Raw genomic sequence first — 13,710 nt, forward strand, 5'->3', positions numbered from 1 at the left:
ATTATCGTAAGTGTCTTTTTTTTAGCTATTTAAGATACGTTTTTTCTGAACTTTTAATCCTGTTTATACATCATATATTAATTGCTCAATCAATAAAGACAATAGTATATATTTTATTCATTATAAAATATATACTATATTGCAATAATAATCATGATCCAAATCAACTTAATTAGTTACAATGAGTAAAAAACTATTTTCGGAAAGAGATATTTGTACAAAATTTATAACTCCGGCGTTAGAAAAAGCAGGCTGGGATAAAATGAAACAGTTTCGGGAAGAAGTTAACTTTACAGATGGTAGAATCATCGTTCGTGGCAAATTATCTACTCGTGGCAAAAAAAAGAGGGCAGATTATATTTTATATTACAAACCCAATATACCGATAGGGATTATTGAGGTAAAAGAAAATAATCATGAAGTTGGTGCAGGAATGCAACAGGGATTGGAATATTCGGACATCCTTCAATTACCATTTGTATTTTCAACCAATGGAGATCGTTTTTTATTCCATGATAAAACTAATTCTACGAACGTTGAAACCGAAATTGAATTAGATGATTTCCCTTCACCAGAACAATTATGGAGTAAATACTTGAAATTTAAAGGTCTTAATGAAGACGATTCAAAATCTATTGTTGAACAAGACTATTTTTTTGATGGTTCCGGCAGATCTCCGAGGTATTATCAACAGAATGCAGTAAATCTAACACTTGAAGCCATAGCTAAAGGTCAAAACAGAATATTGTTGGTGATGGCTACCGGAACCGGTAAAACTTACACTGCTTTTCAAATTGTTCATAGACTATGGAAATCAAGAACCAAAAAGAGAATTTTATTTCTTGCGGATAGAAACTCGCTAATTGATCAGACCAAAAGAGGGGATTTCAAACATTTTCGGGATAAAATGACCATTGTTCAAAAAAGGCAAGTGGACAAATCCTATGAAATATACTTAGCAATCTACCAAGGTCTAACCGGTAATGAGGATGAGAAGAACATTTTCAAACAGTTCAGTGAAGATTTTTTTGATTTAATTGTGATAGATGAGTGTCATAGAGGAAGTGCGAAGGAAGATTCAGCATGGCGAGAAGTTCTAAAGCACTTTAAATCTGCGACACAAATAGGTCTGACTGCAACTCCGAAAGAAACTGAAACTGTAAGTAATTCAGAATATTTTGGTGATCCAATCTACACTTACAGTTTGAAACAAGGGATTGAAGATGGGTTTCTAGCACCTTACCAAGTTGTTAGAGTGACCTTAGATGTAGATGTGGAAGGTTGGAGACCTGAAAAAGATAAAAGAGATAAAGATGGCAATCTTGTTGAAGATAGGATTTACAATAGAAAAGATTTTGACCGAAATTTAGTTATAGATAACAGAACTTGGGCAGTCGCAAAAAAAGTAACCGAGTTCCTTCAAAATACAAGCAGATTTAATAAAACAATTGTCTTTTGTAGAGATATAGATCATGCTGAGAGAATGAGGTCCGCAATTGCAAATCTAAACTCCGATCTTGTATTGCAAAATCATAAGTATGTTATGAGAATTACCGGAGACAATGATGAAGGAAAAAGAGAATTGGATAATTTCATTGATCCGGAACAGACTTATCCGGTAATCGCCACAACATCTGAATTAATGACTACAGGCGTAGATGCCCAAACTTGTAAACTGATCGCCTTAGATACCGAAATCGGATCAATGACGAAATTTAAACAAATTGTCGGGCGTGGAACCAGAGTGAATGAAGAATTTGGTAAGTTATATTTTACGATTATGGATTTTAGAAATGTGACAGATTTATTTGCTGATCCTAATTTTGATGGTGATCCGGTAAGAATAAAAATTATTGATGAAAATACTCCGGCAAACGATGATTTCGATAATGATATTCCGGACGAATTCCAAACTGACGAAAAAGGAAGTATTGATCAAGTAAATGACCCTAAACCAGAATATCCAGATCCATTTACAGAAAAGAAAACAAAACCGTCAAAAGTCTACGTAAATGGTGTAGATGTCACTGTACTAAATTCAAGAGAATTATATTTTGATAAAGAAGGTAAACCGATTACAGTGAGTTTAAAAGATTATACTAAAGATCTTCTGAGTGAAAAATATTCTTCATTAGATCAGTTCTTAAATCTTTGGAAGAATTCCGATAGAAAAGATGCGATTATTCAAGAATTGGCAGAACAAGGTGTCATGGTTGAAGAACTTTTGCAGGCAGTAAATAAAGAATGTGATCTTTTTGATATTATTTGTCACGTTGCATTTGATCAAAAACCATTAACTCGTAAGGAACGTGCAAATGAAGTAAAAAAAAGAAATTATTTTGCAAAGTATGGTGAACAGGCAAGAAATGTCCTAACTGCGTTGGTAGATAAGTATGCAGATGAAGGTGTAGAAACAATCGAATCAATGGAAGTATTGAAGCTAAACCCAATCTCTGAATTTGGCTCGCCAATGGAGATTGTAAAAACTTTTGGCGGGAGAGAAATGTATCTCAGTGCTATAAAGGAACTTGAAAATGAAATCTACTCAATAGCTTAAATTATGTTACTATAATCTTGGTGTAGATTTCTTAGGAACGTACTTTTGCAAATTAGAAAAATAATAAATGAGTATTACAGGCGTAATAGAAAGTATAAGAAAAATCATGTGGCAGGATTCCGGGCTAAACGGTGATGCACAACGTTTGGAACAATTGGGATGGATGCTGTTTTTCAAAGTTTTCTGTGATAAAGATCAGGAAATGGAAATGATGGATAAGAATTATGTATCTCCAATTCCTGAGAAATACCGATGGGAAAATTGGGCATCTGATGATGAAGGAATGACCGGTGATGAATTACTTTATTTTATAGACCGAGAACTTTTTCCTGCACTTAGAAACTTAGATTTAAGTACCGGAAATCAACGTGCCGTTATCGTTCACGAAGTATTTGACGGTAATAATAACTATATGAAAAGTGGAATCAATATTCGCAAAGTTTTAAATAAACTTAATGAAATTGATTTTAATAATACAAAAGATAAACATGCTTTTGGAGATGTTTATGAAGGTCTTTTAAAAGATTTACAGTCTGCCGGAAAATCCGGAGAGTTCTATACACCGAGAGCGATTACACAATTTATCACTCATATTCTTGATCCTAAATTAGGAGAAAAGGTTTTAGATCCGGCATGCGGAACGGGTGGATATTTAACTGCGGTTATCGAAAATATCTCCAAAAAAGTTTCTTCTTTAGATGATTTGAAATCTTTACAGGATAATATTATCGGGTGGGAATATAAACCATTACCGTATCTACTCGCAACCACCAATTTAATTTTACACGATGTAGAAATTCCTAATATTACCTACCGTGACTCTTTAGATAAACCTCTATCAGAATATCGTGAAAAGGATCGTGCGGATGTTATCGAAGCAAATCCTCCGTTTGGGGGAATTGTAGCTAATAATAATGAAAATAATTTCCCTCAAAACTATCGTACTAAAGAATCTGCAGATCTATTTCTTATTTTGATGATTCATTTATTAAAAGTAGGTGGACGTGCAGGAATTGTTTTACCGGACGGATCTTTAACAGGAGATGGTGTGAAACAAAGAGTGAGGGAAAAACTTTTAAAAGATTGTAGATTACACACTATTATTCGTTTACCAAATTCTGTTTTCCAACCTTACGCAACAGTTGCAACCAATCTGTTGTTTTTTGATAAAGTTCATCATAATAACGATACATCAAGTTTTGCGACAAAAGAAGTTTGGTACTATGAACACCGATTACCGGAAGGACAAAAGTCTTATAGCAAAACAAAACCCATTAAAGAATCTGAGTTTGATCCGATTAAAGAATGGTGGAATAACCGTAAAGAATCGGAGGTTTGCTGGAAGGTGTCAATTGATATCTTACAAGATCGTAATTATGATTTAGATATTAAAAATCCCCATAGAACTGAAACTGTACAAGAGTTTACTTCGTATGAATTAATAAAAATGTTTTCTGATTCATTAGACAGAACTAATAACTCTTTACAGAAAATAAGAAAAGCAATCGATTAAATGGACATTAAATATTTTCCAATAACCTTTATTACAGAAAAGTCAGATATTGAAAATCAGATATCTAATTCCGTTGTTTTCGCTGAATTGTTCAAAACTAATCAAACCACAAATTTAAAATATTATTTAGAGTCTACACAATATGGATACACTGCTTCGGCTTTGCCCGGTGGTACTCATAAATTAGTCAGAATTACCGATATAAAAGCTAATGGTGTTGACTGGGATAGCGTACCGTTTTGTAATTGTGAAAATGATAAAAAATTTCTCCTTAAAAAAAATGATATTTTAATCACTAGAACTGGAGGAACAGTTGGGAAAAGTTTTATTGTAAAAGATTGTCCAGAAAAATCAGTTTATGCGAGTTATTTGATAAGATTGAGATTGAACGAAAAAGCCAAAATTGATTTCATTAACATGTTTTTGAATTCATATTTGTTTTGGAACCAAATATTTGATTTAAAAAGTGGTGCTGCAATTCCAAACGTAAATGCAGAAAAATTAAAAGAGATAAAAATTCCTTTGTGTACCTTAGAGGAACAAGTTGAAATTCTTTCAAACAAATTGTTTTTTGAAAAAAAAAATCGGGTAAACATTTTATATAATCTTAGTTATCAAAATTCTATTGAATTAAATAACCAAAGTGAAATTATTAAAAATTTACGTCAAGCATTTCTCCGAGAAGCAATGCAAGGTAAATTGGTTAACAACGAAACTTCCGATGGAAAAACCGGCGTTGATCTTTTACTGGAGATTCAAACTGAAAAAGAGAAATTAATCAAAGAAAAAAAGATTAAAAAATCTAAACCTTTACCCCCAATTTCTGATGATGAAATTCCATTTGAAATTCCTGAAAATTGGACTTGGTGTAGATTAGGAGAACTAATTGATTTAGTTTCAGGTGCTAGTTTTAGTAGTAATTCTTTTGCTAAAAATGAAGGTGTTAAATGTATTAAAATTACTAATGCTGGTGTAAACGAATTTATTGAAACAGATGAATATTTACCTAAAGATTTTTTAGAAAAATACACAAGTAATGTGGTTTATCATAATGACTTAATTCTTGCGTTAACTCGTCCCTATATTTCAAAGGGATTAAAAATTAGCAAATGTCCACTTTCGTATGATCGTTCTCTTTTAAATCAAAGAGTTGCAGCACTGAGAGTTAATAATAGATTGAATAATGATTTTGTTTTCTTTGTAATGAAATCTGATTTTATTTTAAATATTTATAAAAGTAAATTTAAAGGAATTGGTCAGCAACCAAATTTAAAAAATGATGATGTGAATTTTCTAACTTTCCCTCTTCCACCATTAGATATTCAGAATAGAATTGTTTCAAAGTTAAATGAACTTATGAAACATTGTGATGATTTAGAAAGATCAGTAATAGAAAGTCAAAATTATAATGAACAACTTCTTCAACAAGTTTTAAGAGAGGCACTTGAAGGAAAGGATGAAGTAGAAAATGAAAATCTAAAATTAGTTGCAGAAGATTCTCCAATGTATTCTGTTTCGAAAGATATTCAGAAAAATTGTGATACCGGAGATATGGCAATTCTTGCAGGCTATATCATAAAAAAATTAAGTACTCAGAATTCAAAAGACTTTGGTCGTGTGAAATTACAGAAGATGCTTCATCTGGTAGAGTATCATTGTCAATTGTCTTCAGAATTAAAATATCAGAAGAATGTAGCCGGACCTCATGCTTGGGAATTGGAACATGTGATAGAACCAAAATTAAAGTCTCTAAGATTTTTCGAAATAAAGAAAGATAAGTTTGGTGCAACATCCAAAGTCACTTACACTCCTTTATCAGCATCAAACGAATTAACATCCTTATTTAATCGGGAGTTTAAAGATCAGGCTGAAAGTATAAACAATCTTTTAAATAAATTCCAAGATAAGACTTGGGAGTTCTGTGAGAGAATTTCCACCATGTATGCCGTATGGAATAATAGATTGATAAGAAAAGAACTTTTCACCGATGAAATTTTAAAACAGGATTTTCTTGCCTGGGATGATAAAAAGAAAAGATTTATTGATGTATTAGATCACACCCTTGAATGGATTAGAAAAGAGAAAATTGAACCGGTGGGATTTGGGGAATATATTGATAAGAAATAACTAATAAAAGTAAGCTATGGAAGATCTCATCAAGAATTTTGACGAAATGATTGACAAAAGTGGTAGTAAAAGTATAGTTTTTAAAACCCTTTTGAAAAAGTTTGGTTATGAAAAAAGGGTTGACGGTGCTATTAAAGTGTTGGAAAAGTTCTTTGAAGATAATGGTTATTATACTTCACCGAAACTCACGAAAGATTTAAAAGTGTCTTCAAACATTTTGATTACAAAGACACAAATTTTTTCTTCAACTGACGAATTTGATTCAGAAGCTGAACTGGAAGCGTATCTTATCAGAAATAAGATTCTGAAAAAAATAGGAGTTACAAGTACCAATAATCAAGAAATTTTAAGAGGTACAAAAGATAGAGTCGATTACATGGGTAAAGACAAAGAAGGTAATGATGTAATCGTGGAAATAAAAATAGGGGACGGTGGGAAATCTGCCATAGAACAGCTTTTTAGATACAAAGGGATTTTATTGGAAAAGAAGATCCTTAAGAATGCATCAAAAATCAAAATGTACCTAATTACCGGAAAAGAAAATCCTCGAATTAAATATACTTTTAAAGGGATGTTTCCTTCTCAAACAGATCATTTTAAATGGTTTGTATATGATTATGATAAATCTTTGGAAGAAGGGAAGCAATTAATATTAAAACAAATTTCCCTGAAAGATTAGCGGAGATTTGTCTATCTACTTATAAAAATTAAGAAAATGGATATTCATGCTAGAATTTTAATTGACTACTCTGGAAGTATGGGATATATGAAAGGTGTTCCTGAATATGAGAATAAAACATTACTTCCAGATGGTTCTCCAAGAATAGAATTGGTAAAAAAAATACTTGTTGAAGATATTCTCCCAGCTATTCAACATTTTAGTTTCATTAACATTATAAGATTCTCAAGTTCTACGTATAGATATAATGAATTCGTTTCACGATATCTATACTCGGGGTCATCCACTAATGAGGCAATTGAAAAAATTAAAGAGATTAAAGTTCCCCCAATTGGTGGAACGCCCATTTACACAGCATTTAAACGATTTTCTAATTTCTTACAAAACGGTGTTTTATCAAAGAAAATAATGTTTATCATTACTGATGGTGACAGTAACGACGTAAAAGATTTTGACGACAAAATTTTGGATTTCATGAAATCTTCAAATCTAGAATGTCCAATTTATATTATCGGAATAGACCAAGACGAAAGTGCCGAACTAAAAAGTAAAAATCTTTGTAATAAGAGTGGTGGCAAATATGTCAATTTGAGGGCAATCAATTATGATAAGAGGTATATTGAATCAATGCTATTTGAACTCAAATCTAATATTATAAGTTCGTCATTGAGCGTGATTTCAGAACCCAAAATTGAAAATGATACAGATTCGAGTAGCGAAGATCAAAATTCATTTCAAGAAAGAAATCCGGACATTTCTTTACCACCACCAGATGATTATATTAAAAAACTTGAAAAAACAATAGGGGATAATACTAATGCAATTTCTTTGATTGGAAAACAACTCGAATTGGTTGTTAACCAGATATCAAATTTAAAAAGAATTGACCAAAATGATGAAGTTGAGATTTTAGAAAATTACGAACTGAATCTAAAAATTGGTCGTCAATCAGAATCCTATGTAAATGATTATTTGAAGAAAATTTTAGACTTATAATACTTTAAGTGGAATAACGAAGTGACCGAAAGCTATCAGCCTTTTGACTTTGAAATTGGTACTGGTTCATCATTAAAATATTTAGAATGCAAGGGTTCGATCGGAAACGATAAAAGTTTTTATCTAAGTAAAACTGAATGGGACTTTTTTCTAGATCATAAAGAAAACTATGAATTGATTTTTGTTTCAGAAGTTTTCAAAGAAAATCAAATAATTAATGTTGGGAACTTATTTCAAGCAATCATTGATAAAAAAATAGTACCGTATTCGATTAAAAATAGAAAGATTAAATCTGACTTAGGCTATTTTCGAATTGTTTAGTTACCATGATACCATAATTAGAAAACAGTTATAAATTAAGTATTAGAAATCAATTGATTAACAGATCTATTTTTTATAATTTGGGAACTATTAATGATAATTAAGAATCAAGTGATACCATGAAACACAGTTTGAAAAAATTAAATTCATTTAATGATTTAAAAAAAATAAAAAATCAACTTAAACTAAATCCGTCTACAGGAAAGAGAAAAAGTTATTTCGCAAATAATTATTTTAAGAAAGTAAAGTTGGAAGATGTTGAATCTGAATTTAAGTCTTACTTTTTAGATGGTCACGTAATAAATATTTTACAAAAAGTTTCTCATCGAAAAATAAGAAATTTAGTAAATGAATTCAAAAATATAAGAAATGAAGAAACTTCAAGAACTCTACAATTAAGATTTATTCTCCATTCCATTTGTAATAAATTAAGATTAAAATTTGGTGTAAAAATGTTGTCCTTTATTCATGATCTTCCAATTGTAATAAGACCAAATGAAAATTTCGAAATACACAATAATTTACAAGATGTTAATTTATCTGAAGATTATGATATTGAAAGTTATTCTATTGAAAATGAGTATAGGAAAATTTTTATCGGATTTGAAAGACTTGAATATAATGACCAACCATATATGATAGTCTGCGATAGAAATGGATACTTGCAGGCAAGAATAAATGAGTTAGGATTTCTTGAAGAGGATTTTATTAACAGATTAAAGTTCAATTTATTTGACATGATAAAGGATGGTGAATTTTCATATGTAGGTGCTATACTAAACTGCTATTGTTCTATTTGTAACAGAGAATTAACTGTTCCGGAATCAATATATTATGGAATTGGTCCTGTATGTCGTGGAGATTATTATTTTCGGCAAACTAAAAAAATGATTAACTCTTATAACTCCAAATTCATCTGATAGTTAGACATTAAAAATATTTATCAGTTATCTCATATTATCCTTACATCCAAAAGTAAGGATTTTTTGTTTCAGGATTTACTCTTGTGATGAGAAAAACAGTCATGTTTTTTAACCTAAATTATCATTCCCCAATCAAAAACCACTCAAAACCCTCCCGAAATCCTTCGGCTGTTGTTCGGTCATCCTTCGGAAAAAATCCCATTTTTCCGAAGCCGATCCGAAGAAGACCCGAACATGATCCGAAGAAATGGGTTTTCAAACCGGTCAAAACCGGTCAAAAGCAGTCAAAACCGGTCATCTTTTTCACAGGTGCCTGAAATTGGAAAATTCTGTAATACCTTCGTTCTGTTAACCAATAAAAATGCACAAAATGGCACGAATAACAAAAGGAATCCTTGGAGGATTTTCAGGAAAAGTGGGAACGATTGTAGGCGCAAACTGGCGCGGACAGGACATTATCAGAAGTATTCCCAAACCAAGCTCGAAACAGCCCACCGATAAACAGCTTCTTCAGCAGACCAAATTCAGCATGGTGATCAGCTTTCTGCAGCCGCTTAAAAACATCCAGACGAAATATTTCGGATCGGGGAGCGGCTCAAAATCAAGGGTGAACATGGCGGTTTCCTACACGATCAGTGAAGCATTACAGATGAATGGCGATGTTCCCGAACTGGTATACAATAAGGTGCTGATCACGAAAGGCGATTTGGCAGGTTTCCAGAACATTACTGCTGCTCCGCAAACCGGAAATACCATTGCGCTGAGCTGGGAGGACAATTCCGCACAGGGAAACGCAGATACCGCCGACAAAGCCAATGCGGTGTGTTATTGTGAAGAGCTGGGAACGTTTGAAATTTTCGAATCCGTTGCCGAAAGAGGAACACTGACTGCTGATGTCACAATGCCTGCTTCCTACGCGGGAAAGGAAATTCAGGTCTGGGTGTTTTTCAGGAATGTGAAAGAAACCCTTGCGTGTAACAGCGCGTATCTCGGGGCGTATACCTTAATTTAATTTTGAATCTCCATCCGAAAGGGTGGGGATTTTTTTCAGAATCTCCAAAATCCACTTTACCAGATTATTTTCTATCTGGTATAAATTAGGAAAAAAAATTTATAAATCCCTGATATTGCCTTGATTTTTTCTCCATTTTGTAATTGTATTTCGGCTGATTTTAAAGTGTTTAGCCAGCTCAGAGTTATTAAGATTATTTACCGTCTGATATTCCAGAATTTCTAAAATAGCTGATTTGTCGTAAGACCGATGTCTCTGATTGAATATATTGGTCTGCTTATCAGATTTTCCGAATATTTTTTGGTTGAGGTCTATAACATCCAGCATGGAAAGTTCTTTCTTGTTTAAAACAGAGAGGCATTGTTCTTTCTTTTCCGGAAACTTCATATCAAGAATATCCTGATAAATTTTTTTATAGTTTATTTGTGCTGCGTTTTTCATCATTTATACTCTTTAGAGGTCATTTTTTGTATTTACTGATCCATTTATGTAATGTTGTTTTGGGAATTCCATACTCAGCCATAATCTGATCTTTGGTTTTATATCCGGTTTCCAGTATTTCCAAAATAAAATCAATGATTTCCTTTGTATAGATATTCTTTCTGAACTGTGGGAGTATATTTTTATCTTTATACTCAGGATCTCTGGCAGTAGGTGGAGAATACAAAATAAGATGTTGTGAGTACAGTCTGAAAAAATCATACTTCAGTAATTTACTCCATTTTAATAGCGTTTTTGAATCAAGGCTTTCAGAGTTGTACATTTCATAAATCTCAGTTTCCGTAGTATTGAAAAAGAGGCAGATTCTGGAGATTGTTATATTATAATCAAGTACCCTTTGTCTGATTAAGTACCCTAAATTTATATGTTTAAAATTATGCTTCAAAAAAATAGATTATTATAGATTGTACTTTAATGAGGTGATGTGTAATTTTTTAATCAACATTATCAACTATAGTGAATTGATAATGTTGATCCAGGAGAGATAGTCAAAAATTGAGTTAAATATTTGGTTTTTAATATAGTTTAAACTTGTGATGGACATTTTATCGTAACAGTATTCCTTGATAACTCACAGTTTTATAATTTTATTCTAAGCTCTCCTGTAGCAGTTTTATACATGTCTCCACTTGATAAAGATGTGGCTGCGGCATCATTAGCAAAAGTGGGTAATCCCGTAAAATTAATGTTTGTGGCTTTTATTTTTCCTAAAACTTGTAATTTTTCTTGGGGATTTGAACTGGGGTTACCGCCTATTACTATATTTCCATTAGGAAATATGGCAAATTGAGGAGAGGTGCCTTTTTTTATCATGAAGCCTCCTAAATATGTACCTCCTACGGTATCTGAAGTGACACCGGAAATTAAGGAATATGTATTTCCAAAGCCTTCTTTTATATCAATTTGTGCATCAGCTCCATTAGGATTAATGGTAATAAGCGAGTTATTACCTCCAGTCTGTTCATAAAAAAGAGCTTTACCATATACTTGTAGTTTTTCTGTGGGAACAGGAAGAGGTGTTCCTCTTTTTCCTATGGCAATATTTCCGTTAGTGCCATAAATCCAGTTTCCTATATTGAGTTGATTAGAGGCGGTTCCGTCTGCTACCCCTGCATCAATACCAATTACAATGTTATTGCTTCCTGTTGATATGGTATTAATATCGAATGAAGAGCCGGCTACATTTGTTCCTACTACACCAGCATTATACCCAATTGCAATATTATTTTGTCCTGAAGTTGTAAAACCTAAAGCACTATATCCCATAGCTGTATTTTTTGAATTTTTAGCGTCTTTTAATGCGCTGAAACCTATGGCTGTATTATAGTTAGCAGAATTTGAACTAAGTAATGCTCCATTTCCTATTGCAACGTTATCAATACCACTTGTGTTACTTCTTAAAGAAGCTTGCCCTACTGCTACATTATCTGTTCCTATAGTATTCTCTTTCATTGCATCTGTTCCGACAGCAGTATTACCGAGTCCTGTTGTATTTTTTGTAAGAGCTAAGTTTCCTAAAGCTGTATTAGAATATCCTGTAGTATTAGAAGATAGCGCTTTATAGCCAAAAGCAGAATTATAGCCATTTCCTACGTTAGGTAGAGTGCTATAACCAAATGCTGTACTTCCTGAGTCAGGAGTTTCAAATTGTGGTTCAACTGTATTTATTAAACCAGACTGTACATTATTTCTTTTGAAAACTAAATCTACATTGTCTGTTGTTCCTATAAAATTTGTTCCAGCTACGGTGCTTGCATTTCCATTTGTTGACCAGTAATTAGAGGCAGGGGTTTGCCAAGTAGCAATTCCATTAGCGTCTGAAGTTAAAACTTTACCTGTTGCTTGGCTGCCGTCTACTATTTTTATTTTTCCATTTATTTCTAGTTTTTCTGTTGGGGTATCAAATCCTACTCCCATATTTCCATTTTTCAAAATGGTAAGAGCATTACTGTTAGAAGTGCCATCTGGGCCATTTCCTAAAGAAAAGAGTCTGTCTGTAGGATTCCAAACTGTTTCTCCATTTGTCCCTACAATATAATCTGTATTGTTATAACCTATGGCAACTTCTCCTAGACTTTTTGCTCTTACTGATTCCCCTACCGCAAAAGACGATAGTCCAAATGCCTCTCCCCCTATTGCTGCCAAAGAACGTTCTCCGTGAGCATTAGATGCTTGCCCTAATGCTACAGAATTTTTTCCGTCTGCATAAGCGGCAAATCCAAGAGCTGTAGAATTGTCTCCAGTAGCATTAGAATTATACCCAAAAACACTAGTATTGGGAGCATTAGCAAAAGTGACAGAACCTACTGCTATAGAATTATCATGGAAAGCTCTTGCAAGATACCCTATTGCCATTGAGTTTTTTCCCGATGCAATTGCATCTGCTCCTACTGCAAAAGAAAGTTCACCGCTAGCGCCCGTAGTAGGGTAGAAGCTAGATGTTCCATGCGATAAATCAACTGCATTTACGCCTGTACCGGAATATTTAGCAGGGTCTTTTCCGAGGATTCTCCACCCAGTTTTTCCATTTTCTGTAACTTTTTCTAGTTGGCTTTCTACGGTAAATGTTTTCCATTTAGTGCCATCAAAATAATAATATCCGACTTTTGTTACTTCAATAGTTTGCCCGGCAGGAGAAGAGTCTGCTGTGGTTGCATAAATGATAGCTCCTGTTTGATCTGCTGTGTACGTTTTTAGTTTTAGTTCATCTCCAGTTAATCTGGGTGCGATAATACCATCTAAATGGGTGATGTCTGCAGGTTTACCTGTTACATCTAAAGTGGCTTTAGGATTAGGTGTATTAATTCCTACATTTCCTTCTTGTCCTTTAATTGCCAGCCCCCCTAAACAGGCTAAAAATAGAATTGTTTTTTTCATTTTTTTTAATTTTTAATCGCATTGTATTATAGAAAGAGTTCACTTGAAGAAAATTTATTCTAAGAGAATACTCCGAGGCTCTGCCTCGGGGATTATTTATTTATTATAACGTGAACTCGGAGACATTTTTTATCAAAAACTATTTGTAATATCAATAGAGGCGGGCTTTAGCCCGTCTTTTCAATAGAAAATCTTTGAAGGCTT

Annotated in this window: 10 protein-coding genes and 1 pseudogene; 8 read left to right on the forward strand and 3 right to left on the reverse strand. The window is 32.9% G+C overall.

Translation table 11 applies throughout. The features are described 5' to 3' along the window. Positions 1–181 precede the first annotated feature (181 nt). From hsdR to DD829_RS14995, 8 genes and pseudogenes are all read left to right on the forward strand, one after another. Positions 182–2,557 (forward strand): EcoAI/FtnUII family type I restriction enzme subunit R, encoded by a 2,376-nt coding sequence (hsdR, locus tag DD829_RS14955; protein WP_108409836.1) that lies wholly within the window; start codon positions 182–184, stop codon positions 2,555–2,557. A 67-nt stretch (positions 2,558–2,624) separates the two neighbouring features. Further along, positions 2,625–4,070, forward strand: a complete 1,446-nt coding sequence (locus DD829_RS14960) for an N-6 DNA methylase (protein ID WP_116547887.1) — start codon at positions 2,625–2,627, stop codon at positions 4,068–4,070. Then, the gene (locus DD829_RS14965; protein ID WP_116547888.1) at positions 4,071–6,197 is read left to right on the forward strand and encodes a restriction endonuclease subunit S; all 2,127 of its coding nucleotides are present in this window, start codon (positions 4,071–4,073) and stop codon (positions 6,195–6,197) included. A gap of 16 nt (positions 6,198–6,213) precedes the next feature. Further along, complete coding sequence (locus DD829_RS14970; protein ID WP_108410819.1) at positions 6,214–6,876, forward strand: endonuclease NucS domain-containing protein; 663 nt, start codon at positions 6,214–6,216, stop codon at positions 6,874–6,876. Between the two features lie 36 nt (positions 6,877–6,912). Further along, positions 6,913–7,872, forward strand: coding sequence for a vWA domain-containing protein (locus DD829_RS14975; RefSeq protein WP_116547889.1), 960 nt, complete (start codon positions 6,913–6,915; stop codon positions 7,870–7,872). An 18-nt stretch (positions 7,873–7,890) separates the two neighbouring features. Beyond that, positions 7,891–8,193, forward strand: a pseudogene (locus DD829_RS14980) (protein NO VEIN domain-containing protein); the annotation flags it as partial. Positions 8,194–8,312: 119 nt separating this feature from the next. After that, positions 8,313–9,113: a DUF6011 domain-containing protein gene (locus DD829_RS14985; RefSeq protein ID WP_116547890.1), complete on the forward strand. Its 801-nt coding sequence runs from the start codon at positions 8,313–8,315 to the stop codon at positions 9,111–9,113. A 373-nt stretch (positions 9,114–9,486) separates the two neighbouring features. Beyond that, entirely contained in the window at positions 9,487–10,128 is a 642-nt protein-coding gene (locus DD829_RS14995) for a DUF6266 family protein (protein WP_108411083.1), read from the forward strand. A 99-nt stretch (positions 10,129–10,227) separates the two neighbouring features. Here the strand turns inward: DD829_RS14995 and DD829_RS15000 are convergent, their stop codons facing one another. From DD829_RS15000 to DD829_RS15010, 3 genes are all read right to left on the reverse strand, one after another. Beyond that, positions 10,228–10,572, reverse strand: a complete 345-nt coding sequence (locus DD829_RS15000) for a helix-turn-helix domain-containing protein (protein ID WP_228408213.1) — start codon at positions 10,570–10,572, stop codon at positions 10,228–10,230. Positions 10,573–10,588: 16 nt separating this feature from the next. Continuing rightward, positions 10,589–10,891 (reverse strand): hypothetical protein, encoded by a 303-nt coding sequence (locus tag DD829_RS15005; RefSeq protein WP_317047722.1) that lies wholly within the window; start codon positions 10,889–10,891, stop codon positions 10,589–10,591. A gap of 317 nt (positions 10,892–11,208) precedes the next feature. Continuing rightward, entirely contained in the window at positions 11,209–13,506 is a 2,298-nt protein-coding gene (locus tag DD829_RS15010) for a hypothetical protein (protein WP_108411082.1), read from the reverse strand. Positions 13,507–13,710: the final 204 nt, after the last annotated feature.

The organism is Chryseobacterium sp. HMWF035, assembly GCF_003094695.1.
GTDB lineage: Bacteria > Bacteroidota > Bacteroidia > Flavobacteriales > Weeksellaceae > Chryseobacterium > Chryseobacterium gambrini.

What these genes read in the sequence shown, in the direction of transcription:
- hsdR (WP_108409836.1), top strand. Translation starts at nt 182, where the DNA reads ATGAGTAAAAAACTATTTTCGGAAAGAGATATTTGTACAAAATTTATA.
- DD829_RS14965 (WP_116547888.1), top strand. Translation starts at nt 4,071, where the DNA reads ATGGACATTAAATATTTTCCAATAACCTTTATTACAGAAAAGTCAGAT.
- DD829_RS14970 (WP_108410819.1), top strand. Translation starts at nt 6,214, where the DNA reads ATGGAAGATCTCATCAAGAATTTTGACGAAATGATTGACAAAAGTGGT.
- DD829_RS14995 (WP_108411083.1), top strand. Translation starts at nt 9,487, where the DNA reads ATGGCACGAATAACAAAAGGAATCCTTGGAGGATTTTCAGGAAAAGTG.
- DD829_RS15010 (WP_108411082.1), bottom strand. Translation starts at nt 13,506, where the DNA reads ATGAAAAAAACAATTCTATTTTTAGCCTGTTTAGGGGGGCTGGCAATT.
- DD829_RS14960 (WP_116547887.1), top strand. Translation starts at nt 2,625, where the DNA reads ATGAGTATTACAGGCGTAATAGAAAGTATAAGAAAAATCATGTGGCAG.
- DD829_RS14985 (WP_116547890.1), top strand. Translation starts at nt 8,313, where the DNA reads ATGAAACACAGTTTGAAAAAATTAAATTCATTTAATGATTTAAAAAAA.
- DD829_RS15005 (WP_317047722.1), bottom strand. Translation starts at nt 10,891, where the DNA reads ATGTACAACTCTGAAAGCCTTGATTCAAAAACGCTATTAAAATGGAGT.
- DD829_RS15000 (WP_228408213.1), bottom strand. Translation starts at nt 10,572, where the DNA reads ATGATGAAAAACGCAGCACAAATAAACTATAAAAAAATTTATCAGGAT.
- DD829_RS14975 (WP_116547889.1), top strand. Translation starts at nt 6,913, where the DNA reads ATGGATATTCATGCTAGAATTTTAATTGACTACTCTGGAAGTATGGGA.